The organism is Proteus vulgaris (assembly GCF_011045815.1).
GTDB classification, from domain to species: domain Bacteria; phylum Pseudomonadota; class Gammaproteobacteria; order Enterobacterales; family Enterobacteriaceae; genus Proteus; species Proteus vulgaris_B.
Genome location: NZ_CP047344.1, coordinates 1,426,728 through 1,452,133, shown reverse-complemented (window position 1 = coordinate 1,452,133; position 25,406 = coordinate 1,426,728). Strand labels below are relative to the sequence as shown.

The following is a 25,406-nucleotide window of genomic DNA, read 5'->3' as shown; positions in this document are numbered from 1 at the left end:
CATGGCATCACGACCAAGAAAAAGAGAGTTTAGGCATTTGCCTGACTTTCTTTACTATGATTTATCAATAAAACAATATCGATTAACGTTAGTTAATGGTAAACGAAAATGTGTTGGCGCAGACAAAGCTGTCGCAATAGCAATTGCTCGCGAATACAACAATATTATGCGTCCATCTAACCAGATCACCGTAAACACCCTAATTAATGAGTCTGGTGGAAAATATGGGGAGTCTTTGCCGTTAACAGAGCATTTAGATAAATTATTTGAACGTGTAGTTAAGGATGAACAACCATCAAAAGATACTCAGGCCGACTGGAATAATAATATCTTTAGAATGAAAGAGTATTTTAAAGATATTCCAGCAAATGAAATAACATTAGAACATGTGAATGGTTTTATTTCTCAGTATCATGAAACAGCATCAGCTAACGTTCAAAATAGGAAGGTAGGCTTTCTAAAGAAAATATTCTCTTACGCAATGGATGAATCGCTTATGTTTGATAATCCAGCTGAGCGTAAAAAAATGAAGAGAACCGATATCAAACAGCGTAGGAGATTATCCTATGATGATTTTATAAAAATTCGAACATTAGCTGACAAATGGCTCAAAACTGCAATGGATCTGGCTTTACAAACAACACAAGCAAGACTGGAAGTATCGAGAATAAAATACAATATTAAAGCCCCAAAAGAGGGTACTTGTGGTTGCGTGTGGTATGAAGAGGAAAGAAATGGCATTTATGGAATGTTATATATTCATCGGCAAAAAGTACAACATAAAGAAGCGTCACATGTAGCGATCCCAATCGGGAAAGCACTAAAGGAAATTATAGACAATAGCAGAGATAATATCGCTAGCCCGTATGTTGTGCATCGCATCCCGGAAAGGTTACCAAATAAAATAAGTCAAGAAGTAAACCACCCTACTCAAGTCGCTCCAGATTATTTAAGTAGAGCTTTTTCAAAACTAAGAGACAAAGCTGGCGTAGCCTCTAATCTACCACCAGTTGAACGACCAACCTTTCATGAGATAAGAGCACTAGCTGCACACATGTTTAAAATGCGAGGTTTCGATCCACAAGCAAGAATGGCCCATAGTGATGCGGAGTCAACCAAAATTTATACAGAAAACCATGTACAATGGGTTGAAGTGCCACATTGTGAATTACTTTAAGCATACTGTATAAATAACAGGAATGTAAATTTTATCTTTAGCTGTAATATTACATAAATTTGATATTATGGAGAAAGATAGTGACGGCACCTGTAATTAGTTTTATAAATATGAAAGGTGGTGTTGGTAAAACGACGCTATGTATTGGTATTGCTGAGTATTTATCAAACTACCTAGGTAAAAAAATTTTACTAATTGATATTGACCCTCAATTTAATGCTACTCAATCTATTATGGGTAAATATAATAGGGTTGAGGAATATATAAATACATTACAACCAAACAACAAGACAATTAGAAAAATTTTAGAAACAAAAAATTCAATATCTACAACTAAAGAAATAATAAATATTGACGATGTTATAACAGAAATAACTAATAATTTAGATATAATCCTTGGTAACATGGATATTATTTTTGATACTGATCAGGTTTCAATCAGAGTAAAAAAACTTAATAAATTTATTATTGATAATGATTTAAAAAGTAAATACGATTACATATTAATTGATAGCCCTCCTACTATTTCAATTTTTACTGATGCTGCATTGATAGCTTCTGACTATTATGTTGCCCCAATAAAAATCGATTACTACTCTATTCTTGGTGCATCCAACCTAATCAATGTCATTGATTATCTGAAAGAAAATCATAACCCATCTATACAACATTTAGGTTTTGTGTATAGTAATACAGAAAATAGACTTACAGATAAAACCCAAAAAATAAAAAGAGATTTTGAACAAAATCCTAAATTTACAGATAAATATTTTTTTAATAGTAAATTATCATATCTGAGAGATTTAATGGTTGGCGGTGGTGGTAACATAGCATCTGCTTATACAAAATCAAGGCAAGATATACACAATATTTGTCAAGAACTTATGAATAGAGTTTCAGCGCTCGAGGAGGCACGAAATGGAGAATGATTTAAAATATGAAATAAAAATAATTCATCAGCTGAGATTTAATGCTACGGCAAAGGAGTCATTTATAGGTTATATAGTTCTGCTGATGTTATCAAAAAAATTATTTAGTTTTAATACTGATGTTTCTGACCTCGTTTTTAACTCTCTTGGAGTGAAGTTTTTACCTTATGCAGTTAGATCTAGAACATTAATGGTAGCCAAAGTTTGCAAATTTTGTTCAGAGTTAAATGCTCAAGAAATAAACCATATTTCAATAAAGGTGTATGATTACCTTATGTCAGAAGTACTACCTAAAAAAACCAATATAGGTAGCGATATTGTTGTAAACGTAAAAAATGAAAACTATAAAATAAAACAAAAGAAGAATAATGCCTTAGAAAATATGAACCTTTGGATAAAAAATAAAAACAAATAATGAATATATATACAATATCAGATCCATATAAATTCAAAGTTGAATTACAGGCTCTTAACAGCTTTATCGAGGCATATCCTCTTGAACATCATGAGAGAAACCTCATAACAAATTGTTTTAAAAATATTATTTTTTACAACCATATCTCCGGTGAAGATGTTTTTTATCAATATTTACAAGGTATTATTTATGACTCACTTAACTCAATAATATCAATCATTACAAATAAAGAAAGATATTTGCAATTAAACCTAAGATCAATCGTAGAAAATATAGCAAGAATTACGCTTAAGAATAATATTGATAATACTGAATATAGTGATTTCATAAAAACAGAGGATTTCTCAGTTCTTAAAAGAAATAATGATATGAGAACTTGGAATTATCTTCACCAAATTTACTCACGAGCATGCTTATACATCCACTCATCCCCAGAGGCAAAACTAAACATAACACACACATTTGAGCAGTTAATGAACAATGATACTTGTACAAACAGAACCAAACAAATTGAGACTCTTCAAAGAACATTACATCATATAACGAAAGTACTATTAGTTAATTTTCATACTGAAATATCAGATATATTCATCAGGACAAAAAAGGAATTAAAATTCTTAATCAGCCCATCATTATTTACTATGTATAATGAGCTATAACAAATTAGTGGTAAAATAAGATGTAAGTACTTGATTCGTATAGTGCAAATAATGATAAAAAAGCACTGTTTGTTTACACGGCTAAAGTGAATAAATGTAATTATAATCAATATGTTATAACGATTGCAGTCGTTATCATGGGGTGTCGGGGGTCGTAGGTTCAAATCCTATCATGCCGACCAACAATATTTAAGAAAACCAACCGCTTAGGGTTGGTTTTTTTATTCCTGAAATTTGCTTGGTGTAAAACTGGTGTAAAATTGGTGTAAAACCCCCATCAGATTTACCTTAGTTAAAACTCAATTCTTGCCCTATTCCTATGCTATAATCTCCCTCAGATTCATTAATAGAGCTTATTAAATGAAAAACCTCGCTGAACTCCCTCAAGAAGAAAAAAACAAGATTAATGTCGATTTATCCGCAAGTGGTGCCGCATATAAAGAACGACTAAACATGCCAGTTGTTGCGTCCGAAGTTGAGCGACAACAACCGGCACATTTACGAGCGTACTTTAATGAACGATTAGCATTTTATCGTGAGAGAAGTAAGAAGTTGCCTGATGGAAATTCAGTGCAGCATTTGAAAATATAATCATAATTATTACTTAACATTTAAGTTTATAAGTTTCGCATAGAATATGATTAAATTTGATTTTCAATTAAATTAGTCAACCTAATTTTAGGATATAGGATAGTTAAAAATGGACACAAAAAGTATTGGATATACATCCGTTAATTTATCCCAGTGGCAACGGAGGGAACATTTTGAAGCATTTCAGTCTTTTGCTCAATGTACCTTTAGTCAGACAATTCAACTAGATATTACTGCGTTATTAAAAATCGTAAAAAAGAATGGGCACAAATTCTATCCGACCTTTATATATATTATTAGCCGATTAATAAACAAATATCCCGAGTTCCGCATGGCAATGAAAGATGATGAATTGATAATATGGGATACCATTCATCCTGGGTACACTATTTTTCATGAACAGACTGAAACTTTTTCATCTTTATGGAGCTACTACCACAAAGATGTAAGCCATTTTTTGAAAACTTATTCAGAAGATGTAGCAAATTACCGTGATAATCTATCCTATTTTCCAAAGGGATTTATCGAAAATATGTTTTTTGTGTCAGCTAATCCATGGGTTAGTTTTACCAGTTTTAATTTAAACGTTACGAATATTAATAATTTCTTCGCTCCAGCATTCACAATGGGAAAATATTACATGCAAGGAGATAAAGTATTCATGCCTCTAGCTATTCAAGTACATCATGCTGTATGTGATGGCTTTCATGTTGGTAGATTACTTAATGAGATACAGCAATACTGTTATGATGAATGTAAGTAAACTCGGCGTGAAAAACTTCTTTTTTTAATCAATCATTAAATATATAGTTTGCAAAGAATATATTAATGTCCGCCTTTTATTAAAAGGTGGACAATCATTTAATATATATAGCAATATATTGTTCTTATCTAAGTAAAATTAACCTTTCATCTTCTTTTTGTCTACGTTCCTCTTCAGCTTTCTGCGCTTCTTCCGCCTCACGCATTCTCACGTTATAGATTGATTGCTCTGGCATCTGTACACGAACAGAGATAAAACGACCATCAGGAATATCAATAGGATCACCATCGCTGTAACCATCAATTTTATTATTGGCAAACTCAGGCGCATTAGGGTGAGTTCGGTGATAGGTTTTGACGAGAATAGAACCGTCTTTATTAACTTTAGAGTTAACCCAAATAAGTGGCTGTTTATTAACATCGAGAGGAATTTCAATACCACCATCAACACCACCCCAGTCAGCGTCAGCATTAAAACCCAGCACACCTCGCCTTTTGCTACTCGAGTAACCGTAGCGCCTTCTGATTCGTCGTTAGTTGTGAATGTGCCATCGGAGTTGATGTTGATGATTGGAGAGGTCTTTTTGATGAAGCCCTGTGGGTCAGTAGTTGTATTTTTTTCACTATACATCTTATATGAACGACCAAATGAAAGAGGAGCATTTAATGCATTATTTGCATGCCTAAAATACAAATCCTCATTATTAATCCCGGTAAGAATTTGCATCTTAGCCTTAGATTTTTCCTTCGCATCCCACGCTACTGAGACCCCGTACCAATAATTAAATAACCCATCCGTATAGCCAAAATTTGAGCGATTAAACTCATTTCCTAGTAAAGTATCTGCATTTATTACAGGCTGGGCCTGACCAACACCAGAATCACCAACAACCATTATTTTACCAATTTCAGTTGGAAGTTGATTTCGTATCCACTTTTCGCTGCCAATACGACTAACCAATTGCGGCAATCCATCTTGAACCATTAGGCTGGCCATTGCCCCATCATTTGTTACATTAACCTCGCCACCTTCACTTCTCAGATAACCCTTTGTGATGAGGGGCCCAGGCATTACATCACCAGTTTTATTGACTTTGCCATCAATATCCCCCTGCATCTTCTTAATACTATCGAGTGTGATAATTTCCCCGTTCGGCATCTCAATTTTTGTCTGCCCTGTTTCACTCATCCACGTATTCATCGCATCGAGAAAATATTGCGTGTATGCATTTATGGCAACCATGGTTCTAGCTGCATCACTATTATTATCGGGCTCAGCAATATGAATTGAGAATGTGGTGTTAGTTGCTGTGGCTAATGCCGGATGTGCTAATACTAATTCAGTGTCGGAATTAACGGATTTAATCATGTACGGAATATTAGTATTTCCCGATTTAATTAAAATAGTCATTCCAATATTAATTGCGGGATTATTATTTTTAAATTTAGTGCCGGTTCCGCGGACAATAGCAGACCCTGCCACTGTGTTAACAGTGCCTGTAGTGTATATCATATTTTATTCCATAGTTTAATTAATTAAAAAATAACATCCTGATTATCTGGGAATACGATTATTCTGGCTCGCATAATAAAACGCGTCGTTTGATTGTCGAGTCGAGGGATTTTTATGCCTATGCTGGCAACACCTTCAACCGGTGCGAGTGGTTCTGCAATTTTTTTTCTTTTAAACGGCCACATGGCAAATCCTTTATTACAGACAATAAAATACACACCATACACACAAAATATTTGACCCCTCTATATTGGTGTGTATAGTGTGTATTTCAGTTGGCGGAATGGAGGGGGTTTGAAAAGTTCGGAACTGATTAAGTTGTTAGAAAAAAATGGATGGGTACTTGATAGAATAAAAGGAAGTCATCATCAATTTACTCACCCTGATTTTTCTTTTGTTGTAACAGTACCGCATCCAAGAAAAGATTTAAAAAAAGGAACATTAAATCAAATTATTAAAAGTGCCAAACTGAAAAATTAATTAAGAATGCGCTCATACAGGGCGCGCTCTTTATGGAGATGAAATTATGTTATATCCAGCCTTTATTGAAATTGATGAAGATGGTAGCGCAAGTGGCTGGTTCCCTGATATTGATGGTTGCATCTTTGCGGGGGACAGTATTGAAGAAGCTCACGCAGATGCGAAGAGCGCTATTGATGCCCATTTTGAATTGTTAAGCGAGAAGGGTTTAGATATCCCCTCTCCAAAATCTCAACAAGAGCATTTAATTAATTCTACTGGTGATTACAATAATGGAATATGGCTTTTAGTTGATGTTGATATGGATAAATACGACGGACGAGCAGAGCGTATTAATATCACATTGCCACATCGATTATTGAGTCGCATCGATACTATCGTAAAAACAAATCCTGAATATGGGAGTCGTAGCGGATTTATTGCAACAGCAACCCGTAAAGAACTCCAAAAGAATATTTAATAATAGCTATAAGCCTCGCCTGTATAGGCGAGGTAATCTCTATCATCTTTTAGTTGTAAAGAAACTGCCTTTTTTCTTCTGATATAAATCGCGTAATGCTTGCGTCATGGCATCCACTGTGTCGTCATGGCCAGCAAACGGGAATGTGGTAATTTCCTCCACAGTCTCGACAATCCATGGCGCAATGTCTTTGTTGGGGAGCCACACATTTCCAGCCTCCCATTCAGCAGTACATGCATGAGCACGAGCAACCTTGCTACCATCTGGCTCGACGGGAATTAATCCTGATACAGTTGATTTGAGAGAGTCGATTACAGCAGGGCCATTAGCTTTGTCTTCCACCAGTTTACGTCGCCCTTCAGGGAATTTTTCAGCTAGCCATTTCACCGACTTTAAGGTTTCAGTAAAGCTCATGCGTTTTCTAATTTGATACAGTAGATAAGCATTTGCATCTTTTTTACCCCAAACTTGCCCTACCACAAAGTCGGTACCGTCACTGTCTTTAAAGGTCATATCCCAACTATGGATAACTTTATCGAATTTTTCAGGTAGGTCTTTAGGTAAGTAATACTGAGCAAATTCTTCGTGGAAAATTTGGCCATCACCCGGTTTAGGTTTTTGTTGATACATAGCAGACCAAAAGTAATCACCAAGGATCGCTTTTGTCTCAAGAAGTTTATCTATTGGGTGTAATTCAGGAACGAGGGCTTCTCCATCGTCATTAATAGCAGGGAATTCTAATACTATTGCTTTTTTGTTATTTTCGATTACACGGCCTGATAAATCATCAGTTGCCCACCGTGTGGCCATAATGATTTCGCCACTATTTTTCGATAGGCGCGTCTTAAAGGTCGATACATACCAATTCCATACTGACTGCTTGGTCGTTGGGGTTAGTGCTTCTTTGGCATTTTTTATTGGGTCATCGATAATACCAAGGTCAACTTTTTTCCCGTTAATGACCCACCGACACCTTGACTGATGTATGTCCCTTTTCTACCAACTATTTCAAATGTCTCAGAGTTACGCTTTGCTTCAACCTCAATGGTCACAACACGCTTTGCATTCAAGCATGACAACGGAAACAACACATGATACTCATCGTTCATCATGATACGTTGTACATCTCGGTTCATGTCACTAGCTAAATCTTTTCCGTATGACAACCCCGCTATACGCAAATCAGGGTATTTACCAAATATGTAAGCTGGTAAGTAGCGAGACACAATATCAGATTTACCGTGCTGAGGTGGGGCGCCGAGTATGATAGGCGTTGCCAGTCATTTACCTTTAGATGAAAGGCCAACCTTTCATGAAATAAGAGCATTGGCGGCCTTTATGTTTAAACAACGTGGTTTTGATCCACAAGCTCGAATGGCTCATAGTGATGCAGAGTCAACCAAGATTTATACAGAAAACCATGTACAATGGGTTGAAGTGCCACATTGTGAGATAGCATAATGTGGTATTGGCTCAGATTTCACCTAATACAGCTATTCTAATTGGATAGACTGCTCTGTACCGTTGTAAAACGTGGTCTATGTCAATCAACAGAAAGTAAGTCAAGTTTCGTAATTTGAAGTAGCTATAATCAGTAGTACTTATTTATAAATAATCACTTTACAAGACAATAACCACCTGGCTTGTTCATCCTGTATTCTAGCTTTGTGACTTCCTCTGTAAGGATAAAATATGTACAACAATGAATTAAAATTATTTGCGCAAGAGCAAGAGAAAAAACTGATCAAGGCTCTGGCAAATACTAGGGAACACTCGGGCCCTCTTTTTGAAGCAAGAAACCGAGATGACTATCAGCGAGATTATGCACGCATTCTGTATTCATCATCATTTCGCAGATTGCAGGGAAAGATGCAACTCTTTGAAGTTGATCCTGAAAAATTCAACAGAAACAGGTTAACGCATAGCCTTGAAGTAGCACAAATAGCTCGAAGTATCGCATCAGACCTCGAACTAGTTCATCCCGTAGTAGTTGAGCTAGCAGCTCTGGCACATGATATCGGCAATCCTCCTTTCGGTCATTCAGGTGAAAAACTACTTAACGAGTTATCTAAGGATATCGGTGGTTACGAAGGTAATGCACAAGCACTACGAATCCTGAGGACACTTGAAAAAAAATATGCAGACTGTAGCGGATTGAATCTAACTCACCGTAGCTTACTTTCTATTATTAAATATCCCAATACTCGGTTGACTGCTGATAAATTCATTTATGATGACGATTTTAATTTTTACACTGATCTGCTTGCTAAAAAACAACTAGACCTGAAACTTGGAGAGAAAACGATTGATGCGCAGATAATGGATCTCGCGGATGAAATCGCCTATGCAGCTCATGATCTAGAAGATGCTCTAAGCCGGAATATGGTCACGATCGAAGATATTGAGTATGAATTTCTGATTTCTGATAAATTCCAAGGCGCTTTAGCTCAATTCAAAGAAATTGTCAGTAAGTCAAAAAAAACTGCTTTTCAAGCAATTTCACTCAATACCTCAGAAGAATTCGCCATGATTTTCCGTAAGGAATTGACCTCCAATATTGTCAATCACCTCGTCACAGATATTTCCGTAGTAAAAAACAAAAATGGCTTTCATGAACTTGGGTTCGGTAAACTGAACGCATTGTCTGAAGGACTCAAAAAACTTCTTTTTAAAGTAATAATGCGAAAACGCAATATACTCAGCTATGAATTCAGAGGGAATGAGGTCATCAAGGATTTATATGCATTCTACAATAAAGATGATAATTATAAGTTTCTCTCACCTGAGCTTAATTTTTCCTTACCTGAAAAAGGAACTGATATATTCGAAGCTAAGAAAAAACGAGCGGTTATCGACTATATTTCAGGCATGATGGACACATTTGCAATAAAAGAATGGGAAACGCACTGCCTGAAATAATACAATTAGTTACTAGAAGCATGAATACATCTATCACAATTTTTCTGTTTTCATTCTTTCTAGTAACTAACGCCTTTCAAGACCATGAATTCATGGTATACATTGATCATTTTTTTGCCACTATTCTTAAGTTAGCTTAACAGATCCATGCACTTCATCTTAACAAAATTTCTAGGATTTAATCCTTTCGTGGAAGATATTAGTTTTACTACTTTTGGAATGTATCCTATTCACTCAGATTAGAAAGTTAGATTTAAATATGTTCTACCTACGAAACCCGTTAACTCAATCCGAGCTAACATACATAAACATAGTGGTAAAACCCCCCTTAACTCATTGATTCTTATAATGCACATTTTGCATACCCAGCACTGTATATAATTACATATAAATTCATTATTTATATTTATAATCAAAGAGTTAGATAACTTAAAATCGGTTTCATGGGGTGTCGGGGGTCGTAGGTTCAAATCCTATCATGCCGACCAACAATATTTAAGAAAACCAACCGCTTAAGGTTGGTTTTTTTATGTCTGAAATTTGCCACTGGTAAAACTGTGGTAAAACTCCGACAATTAATCCCTCAAAACAGTCCTTTCTTTCGCTTATAAAATTGCCCTTTTCTTCTTGCGAATATTTTGCCAAAATTATTAGCAAAACTTATGTAAAAAGGTTCTTACTGGATAACTCAAAAAAGTAAAATTAAATAGCAGGTATCATTACTTAAGAGAAAAACAAGAAATATTTGATGCATAATATGAAAAAATAATATGCATACTTGGTATTATCACATTAACCACATTTTTGAATAGTTGCATATTCTTCTCGTTGGATAAATCAGATACTATCTCATATAAAATAAAATCAGCTTAGTTAGTAAAAACGGCTTCTCTGTATCGAAGGTCTAATAAAACTAAACGTGGTAAATAATGCTCAATGTAACTGACTAAGCGATATAATCATTCAGTTATTATTGCCGATGTCTAATTGATATCCTGTTATTTTTACAATGGATAGGAATATGAACGTTAAACAAGAAAACAAAAAATTATTAACATTTGCATCTCCATTATTATCTTTGACGATATCACTCTATATCAGCATATCTACATTTGGTTGTAATAATATTATTTGGCTAGCTATTTCTTCTGTTATTTTCTTTATCGCTTTTTTCATATTTATATCTTCATTAGAAATTTCTATAAAAATTATTTATTTTAAAGAACTATCATTTTTATATACTAATAAATTTGTTATTTTAATCTTTACTTTAATGAGTTTTATAGCAACCGCCATAGTGCTGATAATTATATTCCATGAAGAAAAAGTACCCTCTGTTTTTTTTAACAGTGTGGAATTTATTGCTTTTCTTATAGCTTATTTTTCTTTTCTCTTAGTATCTATTTTTGTTTCTTTCATATATTGCATGATTAATAGTAACAAAAAATTCCTTTTACTCTCTCTGCTTTTATTATTGACAATTATATTCTTTAAAGAAAAAGATATTAATTTTTTAATATTTTATTCACTTATTTTCTTTATTATATTTTTTGGGGCAATTACTATTATTACGATAAGAAAGACTTTTTCTAATTATAATTAAGTCTGGTATTTCACAACAGATCATTAAATGATAATTTTAATTTTGCTTTCTGCCTCTCTTTTAGTAGGCATTATGTACATTAAATTACTCTCACAAATATTATGTAACTGGTTAATATAGCTGCTCTCTATAAAAGTTAATCCACTAAGACTGATTTTACTATATTTTATAGATTAAACCGCTCCTATTTGAAGAAGCTTATTATCAATACTATTTTATTTTTCCAAACTTGATAGAAAATCTTTTAAGTAACTGCTGGTCACTAGAACAGGTGTAGGTCTGCCTGATGTTAATAAAGAGTTAGACACATCTGATAATTTAAGTTTAGCCCCATCTGGACCTATAGTTAATAGATTCATTATAGCCGGTACATTGTTCACATTAGCGTTCGTTACGTAAGCACCCATTAATAAAGTCTTAGGCATTGGTTGTTTGCCTTTTACTATATTTAATGTTAGTTCAAGATCTAAATTAGCTGGCATTGTTTTTTTCAACGAATCCATTCGTGATACAGTACCTTTATCCATCAGAGCACCAATATACATATCATTTGTTGAGAAAATATAAACCTCAGCATCAACTAATTGATTATCTTCCCTAAAAGAACCTACTCCGATTGGAATTTCAAAGCTAGCAAATGAGTTAAATTTTTGTTTATAACATTCTTTAAATTCAGCTTTTGTAAACACTGTTGGAATTTTCGACTTTAAGTCTGCTAATGTCTTAGAATCTTTTCTTGAATCCTCAAAATCATTACATGAAGGGACTTCAATAGATAAATTTCTACTAATTAATTTATGCTGATTAGAAAGTAAGTCATCAGTATTAATTGATGTGCTCATATCTACCTTACAACCAGATAAAAGGATCGTAGAAAGAGCGATAACTAGAAATTTTTTCATAAATGCCAACCATTAATAATATTAATAATTAATTAAACCACATCGGATTTGAATATAAAAATTTCGAAGTCATTTTTGTGATAACGTTAATGCTTTATTATAACGATTAGTAATTACTGGTTCTAATAAATCAAATAATTCGTTTAATTTATCACCACGCTCAAAGGATAGTATTATTTACACTCTATAATATAGTTTAAAATGAGTAATATTAGATGGAAGTCTATAGCTACGTATATTATAGAAGCTATGGTAATAGCTTAACTAATATAGTTCGATAGTGTTTAAAAATTGAGTAAGCTATATTATTAATTTATTGTGTCAAATTATAACTTTCAGCAATCAAAGATTTTAATTCTCTGTCATCAAACTCAGATGAGAGGCTAATAGAAACCCAATGCTCTTTATTCATGTGGTAAGCGGGATATACTCCTTTTTTTAACCGTAGTGATCCCGTTAAATTTGGCATAACTTTTAAATTTATGATATCGACTATATCGCCACTACCATTATTAGATAATTTAATGTCTAAAACATCCATTATAGCTACGAACCATTTCGAATTACTCTTATGTCTAAATACTATATAATTTGGATATTTAATCCATAAACACTCAGGTTCTACATTATAGTTTTCTTTAATATAATTAATTAATTTCTTTCTATTCATTACAACCTCAACTCATAGATTATCTGAATGTAAATATAACTCCGTACACCTTAACATTCCATTACTTTTTTCTATTTTTTCTATTATTTTTCCTATTTTTTATAGAGTTATTATTCAACGCCCTCAATTACAATAATAATACAAGTCTTCTTCTTATGTGGGAAATTTAAAAAATTTCTTATTAATATTGCATGCTTTATATTTCTTAATATAAAAAGGCCACTTAAGTGGCCAAAAAATTAATCATCTATTTTAATAGATTAAAAATTTCCTTTACTACGTTGCTGTTCAATATAAATATTCTGATTAGTTTTAATACTATTTAATGTGCTATCAGAATATGGATCTTCTTTATGACTTTTACTTTCTTGAGATTCTATTGCTCCTGTTGATGAACAAGCAGAAATAAAAAAAACACTCAAAAGCATAAGTAACCTCATATCTACCTCAAATAATATTTAAATTAATAGCAAGAATTTAGAGTAAAAATGAATAAATTAGTTCACAAAACCAATCATTTTCATTTTTTACACTTACTCTCAATATGGTTATATAATAAATCATATATTGATAACAACAAAAAAATGGATGCGTAACGAAATTATTTATGCTGGTGATAATGTCGGTAAGTAAAACATCGAAGTTCACGATACTCAATTTGTTGCACAATCAACAAATAAGGCCCCAAAAAGCCATTACAACAATTTTATTCGATAGCCAGCAATAACATAAAGATAATTTAAAAGATGTTGATGATTGCATTTTATTGAGCAAAATCGGTGATCACTACATTCATCTAATACCAAATAATTCAGGTGAACATTTCAAACCTTTATGGCAAAGTTATCAACCGATTGGTATTGAGAAAAATTAATAATTATTTTTACTGCACTGTAAATTATCAGCGTAGTAAATTCCCCTAATTATGCAATCATCAACTCATTTTCAAATATCAATCAGCACGTATTAAATAATATTGATATTTTTATTTAAAATAATTTTATATTACTTGCTTGTTACTTTTATTATTTGAAATTCATTAACTTTTTAAAATAAAATCCTTTTTTAGTTTTTGGAAATTTATTTCCATTATAGATTTTCCGCTCATAATCTCGGCCAGCATAGTGATTATCACCATAAAATTGGCCATATAATGCAGTTTTAGGGCATACATCATCAGAAAAAAATCTATGATTATTATCCATTTCAATTTTCCTTATTTAATATTAATTAATTAGATACCTCTTAAGATAAAATATTTATATATATTATTAATTTATAGTATATATAAATCATCCAACACCATACTACTTCTATAAAAATAGATCCAATTTTGTTCTTACTTTTATTTAAAAAACAAAAATAAAACAATAAAAATAGAATATTCCCACTAAAGGCAATATTAGACAAAATAAAAAAAGAGAGTATGATATAAATATCACACACCTTTTTTATTATAATAATTTATTTATTATCTATATCTTTGTTCGCTATTCCAAACGGAATATGTACAGAAGGAAGTTCAGACGAGGATTTTAAATGTAATTTTTGATCATCAAAGAATATATGTGGTTTTAAAATCTTTAGCACATTTGCTTTTTCTACTCCTCCCATAAAAAAGGCTTCATTAACAGAAATTCCCCATGCCCTCATGGTATTAATAACTCGCTTATGAGACGGTGCATTTCGTGCAGTAACAATGGAGATCTTAAGTAATGGAACATAACTAGGATCTTGCTTTACTTTTTCTAATTCTAGTTTTTGAATATCTGAAATGCGCAGTAGAAATTTTTTTAACGGCCCTGGGTTATGAGGAGTATCAACCATTTTGGCCTCATGAAGATGAAATTGTGATAATTCTCCCGATGTTTTGTAAATAACCTCAGCCTCATCATCAGCGATGACACCATCAAAGTCGAAAGCAATTCTTAATTCATCTGCATTATCATCATTAATATGGCCCGCTAATATTTCTCCTGCGGGATAATTAGCTTTAATTGCTTGTATAACATCATCATGATCTGCTGATAAAAATAATTCAATATCAAAGGCTGGAATATAAATATGAGGTGACTTTCCTTGAAGAAATACAGCTCTGGTGATCCCTAGCTCATAATGCTCAATAGAATTCATCACTCTTAATCCTGTATCAGGATCATTTCTAGATAATAAAATAACTTCGACCAAAGGATCATCAATTCTAATGTTATTTAACTTTAAAAGTCGGCTAATAAACGGAAATGCAACACCTTTACTTAATGGAATATCTTGCATTTCTCGCTGATATTTTCGATAAGACTCCTCACCTTCAGTACGAAATATATTATCTGACTCTTCTAAATCAAATAACGCACTAGAAGATAGCCCTATGACCAATCTTTTTGTTAAATCATATGCCATAGCGTCAATTCCTTATTAAAGCTCTGATTATTTATACTATCATTTTTTTAATAGTGCTGAGATAAGAAAATCTGTGCATAAAGTATGGATAAGATATGTCACAGTCTTTACCAAAAATTCATTCTCCTCCTCAATACAAAACATTAACGATATTGATTGTCATTTGTATTTGAGTATTATCACTATTATCGTAGTGGTTATCACAAATAAGGAGAAAACTCATGGTTAAAAAGACAATACATTTACGATCTCGACACGCTAAGGATTTAATCAATAAAATAAAAAAAATGAAAATCATTGAGAATGCGATAAATACTAAATCAGAAAAAAGTGATCTCATTGTTATAATTGATAAATTACCAACTTTAGTTTCTATAAACTAGATTGTTTTGTTGGCTTTTAGTGTGAATGAATAGTGACCATAATCTTAGTGGGGTTGACATATCAAATGATAATGATTATCTTTTACTTCGTGAATAGTTGAGTGTTTTACTTGGTTTTTCACAACGACATTGCTCACATTGCTTCTAGTATTTATTGACCAACTCTCCTAGCGTTGGTCTTTTTTTTATCTATCGCATATTTATACTCATTTCATAATAAATAAAGAAAGAAAAGCATTACCTAAAAATACTATTTTCTTATTAAAGATAAAATAGTTTATAGTGTAATTTCAGTAAGAAAATTATTTTATATTTAGTTTTCTACCCATAATAACGGATTGTTAAATAAGCATTTTAGACTTAAACCATATCATCAATAGGGATTTTACTTTATGGGCTTTATTTCATCTCTCTTTGAAAAAGAGAACAAATTGACATCGTTGCAACAATGGGAACAAATAAATAAGAAATATGCAGATAATCCTATTGAGCGTATCCGTGAAAAATTAGTACTTGTTGCTATTGTCGATCACGAACACAAAGAATTTGGCGCTAATAATCATAACTATCAATTAAACCCACCACTCTCTATAGAAAAGGCTAATCAGTTACAAGAAAAAGCTGGATGTAAATTTCCACAGGACTATATCGACTTTATCACTCGAATTGGTCATGGTGGTACAGGTTCTTATGGTGGTGCAGGCCCTTATTATGGGCTCTACGCTTTTGATGACGCGATAGATAGACATGATATAAAAAACTACGCATTACCCTGCTTGCTTAGCCCTAATATGGATATTGAGGAATGGAAAGCACTATGTCATGTACCTGATGATTGTAGTGATGAAGAATTTGATAATATTTACGATAAGCTTCACCAAGGTACACTCTATTTAGGAACCTGTGGTTGTGAGTACGATCTTTTATTAGTAGTGAATGGTGATTATAAAGGTCATATTTTATATACATCTGATTGGGTAAATTCAGATACTCCCTACACATTTTCTTATGAGATATCATTTACACAATGGTATGAACGTTGGTTAGATGAAGTTATTTTAGGCTATGACACAAGTTGGTTTGGTCATCGTATGGGAGGTACTGAAGAAGTTCTACTTTGTCTTGCCAACGATAATGATGATATTACTAGAAAAATCAATGCGATCAACTCATTAACTAAACTACCTAAATTATCAAATAGGAGTTTATATTTTTTAGAGCAACAACTACAAACCGAAAGTATTGAGTTATATAAAGCCTCTTTAAATGTCTTAGCAACTTATTTTAAAGAACTCGCTTTACCTCATATTCAACGAGCATTAATTACGCCATATGATGAAAAAACAGATATTGCGATTGCTGTTATTTACTTCAAATATAAAGACCAATATGCACAGTTTAAAGAAAGTCTTATTTCTATTCTTAAAGTAACCAATCACGAAGATACATTGCGCTTTATCGGCTACATTTTAACAGAACTAGAAACTATTTTTGTTGAGGACTTTCAGCCTTTCTTTACTCATCAAAATGTAGAGATCATAAAAAGTGCTATTTATGCAGCCTCTCATGATACTAATTTAAAACATAAAATTTCAGCATTTTTTGAACTAACTATCTCTGATAATGCAGAAATCAGCTTAGGCGCAATTCAGGTATTATCTAGTTCAAATTATATCAATAGTGAGCTATTGGGTTATTTAAAAAAAGCTTGGAAAATGTATCCTAAAGAAAAAAGCCCCTATATTCGCAATAATATCTCTTCTTATATCGCTAAGGTATACCCAAACAATATGATTGATGTAAAACAATGGTAGTTAATAGATAGACACCCTATCATCTTCTTGCATCTGTTCTAAGTAGGCAATAATCAATCATTATTATTGCCTAAATTTTACCCAAATAATTATAAATACGTATTTTTTTGTTCTAAAAATTAAGAAATTTATCAATGCTCTCAGCTAAATGTATACAAATTTTATTGCCAAATTAACATGATTATTAGCTATATGTTCCAACTCTGGGTTTTCTATAAATTAAAAACCGATTAAAAACAATTAATTACATTTAAAAACATCAAGTATCTATTGATGTTTTCAAAAAATACTTTTAGTTTCACACTTATTTTCATTATTTTTTTTTAAAGTTTGTTACAGATTGATATCTTTTTTTCCCTTACTATTGGTTTCAGTATTTCATCACTGATAGATATTTAATTTCCCCCCGCCTAGTGCGGGGATTTTTTTATCTCAAAAACTCAATTTAATACTGATGAATAAAATTACTATTCCTTTCAAATTAAACGTTATCTTGTTTTCTTTTTTCATAACAAAAATAAAATTTAATTTTTCAAGAAAAAAAACAGAAAAACCAACAAATTAAAAAGGCCACTATTTTTATGACCTTTTTATCACTATTTTATTTCATTTCTATTTATAAGCCTCAAAAGTAATAATTTCTGTTTCATTATTTGGTTCGCGTAAATATTGATAATCTCCAGAAATTGTTATTTTTTTAAAACCAATAAACTCAAGGAGCCGTTTAAATTCATAAATACCAAACCATTTCAATTTAAACACTTCCCACTCACTTTCAATTATTTTCCCATTTCTCCATTTATCATAACGGTGATGAGATACTATTAATTGATTAATATAATCTATTTCGGCATTCACCATCTGTAAGGTAATTAAATCCCCTTCCGGCGTTTCAAATTGTCGACTAGAACATTGGCCTTTGGTAAAGGTATGCGCCAAGCTAATGTCAATTAGCAAACGTCCATCTGGATTTAATGCGTTATAACATTGTTGAAGTGACTGTAGTGCTTTTGTTTCGCTATCTAACAATAAGAAAGTTCCTGTCGGAATAATTATTGCATCAACAAGTGCCTTAACTTGGAATGTCAACAAATTATCTTTAGTCACTTTATCTTGAGAGCATCCATTACTTCTTAGATTTTCCATACAGAAATAAAGCATCTCATCTGAAAGATCAAACCCTTCAATATTAAACCCAGCCTTTAATAAAGGGATCAAAATACGCCCAGTTCCCGCAGCGGGTTCTAAGATTTTACCATTAACATCCTTAAGACGTTCTTGATAATATTCTACGTCACCAAAACTACACCCTATAGGTTTATCTATTTGGTAAACTTGGGCTGATAGCGAATGATAACTCTGCATAAATATTTTATTCTCTTTTTGTTGTTTATTTTTAATGATAATAAAGTGATAAATTAAGATATCAATGCTTAACGAGATAAAAATCATCAAATAAAGACATAGTTTTTATTTTTACAGTAACTTCGTCGAAATATTTTGACAAATCTTTTGTCATATTTAGATAGCTCAGATTATTAATTTTTTGTTTTAACAACAAAATGTATCATAAAAAAATTAAGTAATATAACTTATATTTAATAAATTTAATTTGTTAATGAAAATAAGACTAGTTTTATTAAATTATTATTATTCAACTAGTTATGCAAGCTGTTTTTAATTTCAATTATTATTCTATTATTGTAGCCTTCAAAAAATCATTCATAAACCTTTATATAATTGTCATTAACCATCAATTTTTTTTACAGATTGATATATTTTTTTTCTCTATTATTCCTTCCATCAACCCAGTACGAAAAATACAGATCTTTCACAAAAGAGATCAATTATTAAATTTGACCAATAGAATAGTATTAAGGAATATAAAATGAAAAAGAATCTTATTATAGGAGTTTGTTTAACATTTTTATTATCAGTACCCACCCTCGCAAATAATAATAAGGTTATTGGTTCAGGAGTAATTACTTTTACAGGCTCTATAGTAGAAGGTAATTGTATGATTGACTCTGTTGGGCATATATTTAAGACAAACTGCTGGAATGGTGTTGAAATGGAGGAAACACAGCATAAAATTGAACCAAATGAAATATTTAATGCTAAATTAAATGAAAATAGAGGTTCAATGAATATAAATTGGCTTAGTGAAAATTTAGCTATAATGGATATAGTATATAATTAATTACTTATCCAATATTTTAATAAACATCAATCTCTAAATATTTTAGATGAAATATTTATTATTAAATAATGAGTATATATTTTCGAACATTAGAAGTTATTACTATATTTATATAAATGGTATTTTTCTATTATGATCATAATATATTAAGCAGGTATAGTTAATTTATATACCTGCTAACTCTATTCTTTTTCTTACCTTTTTATTTTCCATTCTATCCCTTTTGTTCCATTCTATCCCTTTTGTTTCATTTTTCATTAATCCATACAAACGTAAGGGTTGACAAGCCAATTGATAATGATCATCTTTTAGATTGTAAATAATTGAGTTTTTTACTCAACCTTTACAACGACATTGCTCACATTGCTTCCAGTATTTACTGTGACCAACACATCATGTGTTGGTCTTTTTTATTAACCTAATTATAAATAGGTTAGCGATAGAAACTCGCTTCACCTGCAGGTCGTGTTTTGAATCGTCTATGAGCCCATAAGTATTGTTCTGGCGCTCTCATAATTTCGGTTTCAATCAACTTATTCATTCTATCTGTATCGTTTTGAATATTCTCACTAGGGTAATTAACCAACTCATCACCAATAATCAAGCTGTATTGTTTACCTTTCTTATTTTCGTTTCTAATCAACGTTACAGTCAAAGAAGGTGCTCCTGATAATTTAGCTAATATTGCAACACCTTTCGAAGTTGATGTTTTTTCGACACAAAAGAAAGGTGAGAAAGTGGTTCCTTTCAAACCAAAATCCTGGTCAGGAGCAAACCAAATTGCCTTTCCTTTTTTTAACTCCATAACCATAAATTTTAAATTACGTCTATCTATCATCCCTTTATCAGAACGGCATCTCGCTTTAGTTTGAATATATTCCATCGCTTTATTATTATGCGGTCTATACATGGCATTGACAGGGAAACAAAGCCCCATGATACGCCCTCCCAACTCTAGCGACATCGAATGTATACCGATTAATAAAATTCCTGCATTTTTCTCATTAGCATTTGTAAAATTGGAAATTCCCTGCACTTCAAAAAGGTTTTTTAATCGGCGATCACTCCAAAACCAAGCCATTCCTGTTTCAAATAAAGCAACACCAAGTGAAGATAAATTATCCATGACGAGTTTATTTATTTCATGTTTATCTTTATTAGGAAAACATAGCTCTAAATTTCGCTTTATTATAGAGACTCTTCTTTTTACAAAAAAACGAGATAGTAACCCTAAACGTTTACCTAAGAAAAGTAACCAAGAATAAGGTAATTGTACTAATAGAAAAAGAATAAAAACACCAAACCAAGTTAAAAAATATTTTGGGTGTAACAGATGCAATGAAAAAAAATTTTTAGCGTACACAAGTTTGTCCTTTGAGAACTAAAAGCATTTAAGCCACATTGAATTAGACAGCATTTTTTTTAGATAAGTCATTAAATATTAATTTTATATTTTTCTTTAAATTATTTTTTATGATTTATCTGATATCTTTCTATTCTAATGAAGTTTTTTTCTTTCTTTTCATTGAGAAGGCAATATCTTGCTATCTTTATTTCAGCATTATAAGAATTTTATTATTATTTTCTTTTCTAATAAAGTTAATCATTAAAGCAATTTTGTTTAATAATTAAAATGATTTATTTTAAATTTTTACATAACTTTAATAATATTGTTTTTAATCTATATTAACTATATAAAAACTAAAACAAAATAACAGGTTCTTTAATACAAAAAACCTCACCGAGGTGAGGTTTTCTTGGTCTTACCAGTATTAATACTGCATTAAGCAATATTTACTGCAATAATGACTCAATATTACAGAGCGATTACGTTCGCTGCTGCTGGGCCTTTAGCGCCATTTTCAATAGAAAATGAAACTTCTTGGCCTTCTTTCAGAGATTTGAAGCTTTCGCTTTGGATCGCTGAAAAGTGTACGAATACGTCTTTGCTACCATCTTTAGGAGTGATAAAACCGAAGCCTTTATCATCGTTAAACCATTTTACTGTACCAGTCATTGTATTAGACATAAGATTTCCTTTAATTAATTATTTTGCCATAAGGCATTGTGTGCGGTTTGATTTCGGATTTTACTTATGGTCACTATTTGAAGGAATTCGCAACGAAGAGGTATCATGGATAACGCTAAACGGTGAACTACTTAAAACTGCACTAACATAAATAGGTCTGTACTTCCAAACCAGTGGCGCTATTAAGTCATATAATTCGGTCTATAGCAAATTATTTTCAAATTTATTTTAAAAAAAATGTCATTTTGGCAATTTAGAAAATAATTACAATATAAGAATAATTATCCACTCAATCGAAAACCATATTTATATTTGTATTTTCCGGTAGAACTGAAGTAAATCGATTAAATATACCTTAAAACAGTAGATACTGTTATTTTTTATAATGCACAGTATCTACTCCATCAATAATATAGTGCTTAGTTTTAATCAACTAATTCTAATAAAATATCTTCAGTTTTTGTCCACAGAAGTGATCCACCTTCTTCTGGCCATAAATGTCGTTGTGCATTAGGAAAACGTTGAAACAACAATGCTCCAAAATCAGGAGAATGAACGGTACTCGTATCTTTCATGCCATACCATAATGTTGTTGGCGTTTTTATGTCTTCTGGTGAAAAGCCCCATGATTGCATAGCAATAAGAAGATCTTGAGTATATCCCTCATTACCTTGTTTAAAAGCTTCAGCCATACATTCTTGGTAAACAGGAAGAAAATCTATCGATTGATAAATAGCTAAATCAACATCTGCACTGTAATTTAGAATAAAGTCCATTAGCCAATTAGCTGATATATTTTGCTTAACCCAAGAAGCTAATACGTCAGGAGCACTCACCGCCTGCTGTTGCATATTAGCAACATCTTCTGTGAGTTGGTTTCGCGTATCAGGATAATCAAATTGATCTTGTCCTGCGACAATGGCTAATTTGTCTACATGACAATAAAAGCAAAGTGCCATAGCAAATACAGCCCCTTGAGAAAATCCCACTACATTAAAATTTTTAATATTAAGATGTTTGAGTAAAAATAAAATATCTTGAGAAAAAGATTTTAACGTTTTATGAGGATCGATCGTTGAATCACCTAATCCTGGACGAGTTGGAGTAATTAAACGGATATTAAGCTTATTTAGATATTCAATGTCCACACCTAATAGACCACTCATACCTGCACCAGTACAAAATATCACTGGTTTACCTTGTTCTGACCCAGACTCATACCACTCTAAAATTCTATTATCAGGTAACACTACATTATATTTTCTTGAATTTTTAACTTTCATTAGATTTATTCTCTTATTAATTTTTTGATAGTATAATGCCCACTATATTAAATAGCGGTGTATTATTTTCTAAATTTAACTTTTAAAAACTAATATGAGACTAGCTAAGGATAAGATTTCATATAAACTCACAATAAATTTTATGATAGCGTTCAAGGTAAAAAACGAATAATTTTCATGTTATTTCACACAGTATAACTAAAATGAGCCCATTCGTTAAGAGCCTATTTATACTGTTATCACTACTTAAATCACAATATCACTATATAGTTAAATTAAGCTTATTTATTGAGCTTAAAATAATACCTTTATCATTATCTTCCATGTGCTTTTAAATACATTTATTTAATTCAAATAATTTCCATTTCTATTTATTAAATAAAAAATAGTATATTTTCTCTTCTATTGAACAACAGTAAAAATACCAACTTATATTTAACATCACAGGAATTATTATAGTTATATAACTATATTTATGATCTTTTTATTTTTAAAAACTACTAAATTGATAATAGATATGCTAAAACTCATTGCATTCTATGGAAACATTTTATGTTCAACCTGATTTGTAAATAAAAGGGAAGTTATACATACTCCCCTTTAATTTTAAACATTATGCTATAACGAAGCTATTTTACTAATTCGCACGTACGCCCCTTATCTTCGGCAACACGTCCATTTATAGCATCATCTTCTGAAATGGTAGCGAGGTTAAACTCATTTTTCCCTTTTCCCCATATTTGGAAATTTTCACCAACATAACGAGCACCACTCGCCGCAATAGCCTCTTGTAGAACAATAATTTCATCGCTGTAATACATAACAGCAAGCTGTTCATTAGGAAATGAAACTCTAATTTTCTGACCTTCACAATTATAAGTATCCGTTTTAGCAGCTAAAGCGGGGGCTGCTATTAACGATGAGACTAAAGCAACAGCTGAAATAGAAAATAACTTATTCATTATATCTCCTAAAATAGCAAATGAATTTCACTAATACAATAAAGCTAGGCGCTTTCTTTTAAAGACAAAATAGGATACTTCCGTATTTAATGAAAACAAAAAAATTTATCTTTATTTGAATAAAAAAATCAATCATTGATTAATGACCTCACCGGTTATTTTTTATTTAAAATCAAATTTAATTCAAATAATTTCCAATACATAACTTTACATTAATATTCGCCTATTTTACTTTATTCAATGTAACTACCACTATACGATATGCTATTATCCTAGCACCTATAAATTTATTGTAGTTCAATAAATTAAATCGATCTTATTGAAAAATATCGATAGAGAAAAATAATAGGAATATTCATGCTTCAAGAGAATGTTGTTAAAGATATCATTGTTTGGATCGAGCAGAATCTTGATTCACGTTTATCATTAGATATCGTTGCTGAAAAATCAGGCTATACGAAGTGGCACTTTCAGCGCTTATTTAAAGCATATACAGGAATATCTTTAGGAAAATACATACTCGCCCGCCGCTTATCTTGTGGTGCTTATGCCTTACGTATTACACGTTGCAGTCTGCTAGATATTTCATTGAAATACCGGTTTGACTCTCAGCAAACATTTTGTCGTGCATTTAAAAAACAATTTAATATCACCCCTTCCGAGTATAGAAAAAAACCAGGTTGGGATATTAGTGAGCTTATTTTTCCAGCACTAGAAACTGTTGAGCTAAGTGCCAAATATGAGGTCGTTACCTTCCCTTCTCTAAAATTAGCCGGCATGTCACACCAGTATAATAAACCCATTTCAACGTGGAATTCAGACAAGAAAAAATTCAGAAGGGAGTTTTGGCGTAAATTTTTGAAAGATGTACATACAATACCGACTGAGTTATACGCAATGCACAGAGCATCTGCAAGTACATTAGATGACACCATGTACATTTATAACACTGCGGTTGATAAAGAAAAGCTATCAACGGCAGCTAATATCTCAGCAATGTCACAATTAGAGCTACCCAGTGGTAATTACTTAGAAATTACTTTCCATATGGATGAAATTTTGGATTCATTAACGGGTTATGATGACATTATTTATACGGTATATACTAAGGTATTACCAAAAATGAATTTATTACGTAGACCTGGCCCTGATATTGAACGATATACACTAAAAGAGCCAGTGAGTTACGATAAATTACTTGATCAAAGTGGGCAGTATTTGCAAAAAATTAGCTACTATATTCCTGTTATTTAAT

Annotated in this window: 25 protein-coding genes and 3 pseudogenes; 15 read left to right on the top strand and 13 right to left on the bottom strand. The window is 31.7% G+C overall.

Annotated features, from left to right (window positions below; translation table 11 throughout):
* The first annotated feature begins 1 nt into the window (after nucleotide 1).
* The 6 genes from GTH24_RS06605 (at nucleotide 2) to catA (ending at nucleotide 4,534) form a co-directional block, all read left to right on the top strand.
* On the top strand, nucleotides 2–1,177 hold the full coding sequence (locus GTH24_RS06605) for a tyrosine-type recombinase/integrase (RefSeq protein ID WP_164526104.1): 1,176 nt from the start codon (nucleotides 2–4) through the stop codon (nucleotides 1,175–1,177).
* Between the two features lie 80 nt (nucleotides 1,178–1,257).
* A complete protein-coding gene (locus GTH24_RS06600) occupies nucleotides 1,258–2,106 on the top strand; it encodes a ParA family protein (protein ID WP_164526103.1) in 849 nt (282 codons plus the stop codon).
* Entirely contained in the window at nucleotides 2,096–2,521 is a 426-nt protein-coding gene (locus GTH24_RS06595; RefSeq protein ID WP_164526102.1) for a hypothetical protein, read from the top strand. Before GTH24_RS06600 ends, GTH24_RS06595 begins: the two co-directional genes overlap by 11 nt.
* Nucleotides 2,521–3,180, top strand: coding sequence for a hypothetical protein (locus GTH24_RS06590; RefSeq protein WP_164526101.1), 660 nt, complete (start codon nucleotides 2,521–2,523; stop codon nucleotides 3,178–3,180). Before GTH24_RS06595 ends, GTH24_RS06590 begins: the two co-directional genes overlap by 1 nt.
* A gap of 360 nt (nucleotides 3,181–3,540) precedes the next feature.
* Nucleotides 3,541–3,771: a DNA polymerase III subunit theta gene (locus GTH24_RS06585; RefSeq protein ID WP_164526100.1), complete on the top strand. Its 231-nt coding sequence runs from the start codon at nucleotides 3,541–3,543 to the stop codon at nucleotides 3,769–3,771.
* Between the two features lie 109 nt (nucleotides 3,772–3,880).
* Complete coding sequence (gene catA / locus GTH24_RS06580) at nucleotides 3,881–4,534, top strand: type A chloramphenicol O-acetyltransferase (RefSeq protein WP_164526099.1); 654 nt, start codon at nucleotides 3,881–3,883, stop codon at nucleotides 4,532–4,534.
* A 207-nt stretch (nucleotides 4,535–4,741) separates the two neighbouring features.
* Here the strand turns inward: catA and GTH24_RS22125 are convergent, their stop codons facing one another.
* Together GTH24_RS22125 and GTH24_RS06570 are read right to left on the bottom strand one after the other, a co-directional pair.
* Nucleotides 4,742–6,046, bottom strand: a complete 1,305-nt coding sequence (locus GTH24_RS22125) for a hypothetical protein (protein WP_241254041.1) — start codon at nucleotides 6,044–6,046, stop codon at nucleotides 4,742–4,744.
* 23 nt (nucleotides 6,047–6,069) lie between these two features.
* Entirely contained in the window at nucleotides 6,070–6,231 is a 162-nt protein-coding gene (locus tag GTH24_RS06570; protein WP_164526098.1) for a hypothetical protein, read from the bottom strand.
* A gap of 109 nt (nucleotides 6,232–6,340) precedes the next feature.
* On the opposite strand from GTH24_RS06570, the gene GTH24_RS06565 reads away from it, so the two are divergent.
* Both GTH24_RS06565 and GTH24_RS06560 read left to right on the top strand, forming a co-directional pair.
* Nucleotides 6,341–6,526: a type II toxin-antitoxin system HicA family toxin gene (locus tag GTH24_RS06565; RefSeq protein WP_164526097.1), complete on the top strand. Its 186-nt coding sequence runs from the start codon at nucleotides 6,341–6,343 to the stop codon at nucleotides 6,524–6,526.
* Between the two features lie 46 nt (nucleotides 6,527–6,572).
* Entirely contained in the window at nucleotides 6,573–6,986 is a 414-nt protein-coding gene (locus tag GTH24_RS06560) for a type II toxin-antitoxin system HicB family antitoxin (RefSeq protein WP_164526096.1), read from the top strand.
* 42 nt (nucleotides 6,987–7,028) lie between these two features.
* Here the strand turns inward: GTH24_RS06560 and terL are convergent.
* Nucleotides 7,029–8,254, bottom strand: a pseudogene (gene terL / locus GTH24_RS22360) (phage terminase large subunit); the annotation flags it as partial.
* Here terL and GTH24_RS06550 point away from each other — a divergent pair.
* The 3 genes and pseudogenes from GTH24_RS06550 to GTH24_RS06540 all read left to right on the top strand — a co-directional run.
* A pseudogene (locus GTH24_RS06550) lies at nucleotides 8,253–8,447 on the top strand (recombinase); the annotation flags it as partial. The pseudogenes terL and GTH24_RS06550 overlap by 2 nt on opposite strands.
* A gap of 231 nt (nucleotides 8,448–8,678) precedes the next feature.
* The gene (locus GTH24_RS06545) at nucleotides 8,679–9,905 is read left to right on the top strand and encodes a deoxyguanosinetriphosphate triphosphohydrolase family protein (RefSeq protein WP_164526095.1); all 1,227 of its coding nucleotides are present in this window, start codon (nucleotides 8,679–8,681) and stop codon (nucleotides 9,903–9,905) included.
* A gap of 1,021 nt (nucleotides 9,906–10,926) precedes the next feature.
* Nucleotides 10,927–11,508, top strand: coding sequence for a hypothetical protein (locus GTH24_RS06540; RefSeq protein ID WP_072069983.1), 582 nt, complete (start codon nucleotides 10,927–10,929; stop codon nucleotides 11,506–11,508).
* Between the two features lie 215 nt (nucleotides 11,509–11,723).
* Here the strand turns inward: GTH24_RS06540 and GTH24_RS06535 are convergent, their stop codons facing one another.
* The 3 genes from GTH24_RS06535 to GTH24_RS06525 form a co-directional block, all read right to left on the bottom strand.
* A complete protein-coding gene (locus GTH24_RS06535; RefSeq protein ID WP_072069984.1) occupies nucleotides 11,724–12,410 on the bottom strand; it encodes a DUF7424 family protein in 687 nt (228 codons plus the stop codon).
* 313 nt (nucleotides 12,411–12,723) lie between these two features.
* The gene (locus GTH24_RS06530) at nucleotides 12,724–13,080 is read right to left on the bottom strand and encodes an MmcQ/YjbR family DNA-binding protein (protein WP_164526094.1); all 357 of its coding nucleotides are present in this window, start codon (nucleotides 13,078–13,080) and stop codon (nucleotides 12,724–12,726) included.
* A 260-nt stretch (nucleotides 13,081–13,340) separates the two neighbouring features.
* Entirely contained in the window at nucleotides 13,341–13,520 is a 180-nt protein-coding gene (locus tag GTH24_RS06525; protein ID WP_109408872.1) for a hypothetical protein, read from the bottom strand.
* Nucleotides 13,521–13,807: 287 nt separating this feature from the next.
* Between GTH24_RS06525 and GTH24_RS22110 the strand changes: the two are divergent.
* Nucleotides 13,808–13,954, top strand: a pseudogene (locus GTH24_RS22110) (DUF1543 domain-containing protein); the annotation flags it as partial.
* A 151-nt stretch (nucleotides 13,955–14,105) separates the two neighbouring features.
* On the opposite strand, the gene GTH24_RS06520 reads toward GTH24_RS22110, so the two are convergent.
* Nucleotides 14,106–14,285: a hypothetical protein gene (locus tag GTH24_RS06520; protein ID WP_115351004.1), complete on the bottom strand. Its 180-nt coding sequence runs from the start codon at nucleotides 14,283–14,285 to the stop codon at nucleotides 14,106–14,108.
* A 259-nt stretch (nucleotides 14,286–14,544) separates the two neighbouring features.
* Entirely contained in the window at nucleotides 14,545–15,480 is a 936-nt protein-coding gene (locus tag GTH24_RS06515) for a 5'-nucleotidase (protein ID WP_072069616.1), read from the bottom strand.
* A 775-nt stretch (nucleotides 15,481–16,255) separates the two neighbouring features.
* On the opposite strand from GTH24_RS06515, the gene GTH24_RS06510 reads away from it, so the two are divergent.
* The gene (locus GTH24_RS06510) at nucleotides 16,256–17,677 is read left to right on the top strand and encodes an SMI1/KNR4 family protein (RefSeq protein WP_164526093.1); all 1,422 of its coding nucleotides are present in this window, start codon (nucleotides 16,256–16,258) and stop codon (nucleotides 17,675–17,677) included.
* A 612-nt stretch (nucleotides 17,678–18,289) separates the two neighbouring features.
* Here GTH24_RS06510 and GTH24_RS06505 read toward each other — a convergent pair.
* On the bottom strand, nucleotides 18,290–19,129 hold the full coding sequence (locus tag GTH24_RS06505; protein WP_241254038.1) for a class I SAM-dependent methyltransferase: 840 nt from the start codon (nucleotides 19,127–19,129) through the stop codon (nucleotides 18,290–18,292).
* Nucleotides 19,130–19,565: 436 nt separating this feature from the next.
* Here GTH24_RS06505 and GTH24_RS06500 point away from each other — a divergent pair, with 436 nt between their 5' ends.
* Nucleotides 19,566–19,877, top strand: coding sequence for a hypothetical protein (locus GTH24_RS06500; RefSeq protein WP_072069618.1), 312 nt, complete (start codon nucleotides 19,566–19,568; stop codon nucleotides 19,875–19,877).
* Nucleotides 19,878–20,310: 433 nt separating this feature from the next.
* On the opposite strand, the gene lpxL is transcribed toward GTH24_RS06500, so the two are convergent.
* The 4 genes from lpxL to GTH24_RS06480 all read right to left on the bottom strand — a co-directional run bounded on the left by lpxL (nucleotide 20,311) and on the right by GTH24_RS06480 (nucleotide 24,151).
* Nucleotides 20,311–21,240, bottom strand: coding sequence for an LpxL/LpxP family Kdo(2)-lipid IV(A) lauroyl/palmitoleoyl acyltransferase (gene lpxL, locus GTH24_RS06495; RefSeq protein ID WP_164526092.1), 930 nt, complete (start codon nucleotides 21,238–21,240; stop codon nucleotides 20,311–20,313).
* A 453-nt stretch (nucleotides 21,241–21,693) separates the two neighbouring features.
* Nucleotides 21,694–21,906 carry a transcription antiterminator/RNA stability regulator CspE gene (gene cspE, locus GTH24_RS06490; RefSeq protein WP_036937961.1) on the bottom strand — a complete coding sequence of 71 codons (213 nt, stop codon included), beginning with the start codon at nucleotides 21,904–21,906 and terminating at the stop codon, nucleotides 21,694–21,696.
* A gap of 425 nt (nucleotides 21,907–22,331) precedes the next feature.
* A complete protein-coding gene (locus GTH24_RS06485; RefSeq protein WP_164526091.1) occupies nucleotides 22,332–23,189 on the bottom strand; it encodes an alpha/beta fold hydrolase in 858 nt (285 codons plus the stop codon).
* A gap of 629 nt (nucleotides 23,190–23,818) precedes the next feature.
* On the bottom strand, nucleotides 23,819–24,151 hold the full coding sequence (locus GTH24_RS06480; RefSeq protein ID WP_115350999.1) for an MliC family protein: 333 nt from the start codon (nucleotides 24,149–24,151) through the stop codon (nucleotides 23,819–23,821).
* Between the two features lie 357 nt (nucleotides 24,152–24,508).
* Here GTH24_RS06480 and GTH24_RS06475 point away from each other — a divergent pair, with 357 nt between their 5' ends.
* Nucleotides 24,509–25,405, top strand: coding sequence for an AraC family transcriptional regulator (locus tag GTH24_RS06475; RefSeq protein WP_115350998.1), 897 nt, complete (start codon nucleotides 24,509–24,511; stop codon nucleotides 25,403–25,405).
* Nucleotide 25,406 lies beyond the last annotated feature (1 nt).

Excerpts from the sequence above, each read along its gene's own strand:
- GTH24_RS06605 (WP_164526104.1), top strand. The coding sequence starts at position 2 with ATGGCATCACGACCAAGAAAAAGAGAGTTTAGGCATTTGCCTGACTTT.
- GTH24_RS06595 (WP_164526102.1), top strand. The coding sequence starts at position 2,096 with ATGGAGAATGATTTAAAATATGAAATAAAAATAATTCATCAGCTGAGA.
- GTH24_RS06590 (WP_164526101.1), top strand. The coding sequence starts at position 2,521 with ATGAATATATATACAATATCAGATCCATATAAATTCAAAGTTGAATTA.
- GTH24_RS06585 (WP_164526100.1), top strand. The coding sequence starts at position 3,541 with ATGAAAAACCTCGCTGAACTCCCTCAAGAAGAAAAAAACAAGATTAAT.
- catA (WP_164526099.1), top strand. The coding sequence starts at position 3,881 with ATGGACACAAAAAGTATTGGATATACATCCGTTAATTTATCCCAGTGG.
- GTH24_RS22125 (WP_241254041.1), bottom strand. The coding sequence starts at position 6,046 with ATGATATACACTACAGGCACTGTTAACACAGTGGCAGGGTCTGCTATT.
- GTH24_RS06570 (WP_164526098.1), bottom strand. The coding sequence starts at position 6,231 with ATGTGGCCGTTTAAAAGAAAAAAAATTGCAGAACCACTCGCACCGGTT.
- GTH24_RS06560 (WP_164526096.1), top strand. The coding sequence starts at position 6,573 with ATGTTATATCCAGCCTTTATTGAAATTGATGAAGATGGTAGCGCAAGT.
- GTH24_RS06545 (WP_164526095.1), top strand. The coding sequence starts at position 8,679 with ATGTACAACAATGAATTAAAATTATTTGCGCAAGAGCAAGAGAAAAAA.
- GTH24_RS06540 (WP_072069983.1), top strand. The coding sequence starts at position 10,927 with ATGAACGTTAAACAAGAAAACAAAAAATTATTAACATTTGCATCTCCA.
- GTH24_RS06535 (WP_072069984.1), bottom strand. The coding sequence starts at position 12,410 with ATGAAAAAATTTCTAGTTATCGCTCTTTCTACGATCCTTTTATCTGGT.
- GTH24_RS06530 (WP_164526094.1), bottom strand. The coding sequence starts at position 13,080 with ATGAATAGAAAGAAATTAATTAATTATATTAAAGAAAACTATAATGTA.
- GTH24_RS06525 (WP_109408872.1), bottom strand. The coding sequence starts at position 13,520 with ATGAGGTTACTTATGCTTTTGAGTGTTTTTTTTATTTCTGCTTGTTCA.
- GTH24_RS06520 (WP_115351004.1), bottom strand. The coding sequence starts at position 14,285 with ATGGATAATAATCATAGATTTTTTTCTGATGATGTATGCCCTAAAACT.
- GTH24_RS06515 (WP_072069616.1), bottom strand. The coding sequence starts at position 15,480 with ATGGCATATGATTTAACAAAAAGATTGGTCATAGGGCTATCTTCTAGT.
- GTH24_RS06510 (WP_164526093.1), top strand. The coding sequence starts at position 16,256 with ATGGGCTTTATTTCATCTCTCTTTGAAAAAGAGAACAAATTGACATCG.
- GTH24_RS06505 (WP_241254038.1), bottom strand. The coding sequence starts at position 19,129 with ATGATTTTTATCTCGTTAAGCATTGATATCTTAATTTATCACTTTATT.
- GTH24_RS06500 (WP_072069618.1), top strand. The coding sequence starts at position 19,566 with ATGAAAAAGAATCTTATTATAGGAGTTTGTTTAACATTTTTATTATCA.
- cspE (WP_036937961.1), bottom strand. The coding sequence starts at position 21,906 with ATGTCTAATACAATGACTGGTACAGTAAAATGGTTTAACGATGATAAA.
- GTH24_RS06485 (WP_164526091.1), bottom strand. The coding sequence starts at position 23,189 with ATGAAAGTTAAAAATTCAAGAAAATATAATGTAGTGTTACCTGATAAT.
- GTH24_RS06480 (WP_115350999.1), bottom strand. The coding sequence starts at position 24,151 with ATGAATAAGTTATTTTCTATTTCAGCTGTTGCTTTAGTCTCATCGTTA.
- GTH24_RS06475 (WP_115350998.1), top strand. The coding sequence starts at position 24,509 with ATGCTTCAAGAGAATGTTGTTAAAGATATCATTGTTTGGATCGAGCAG.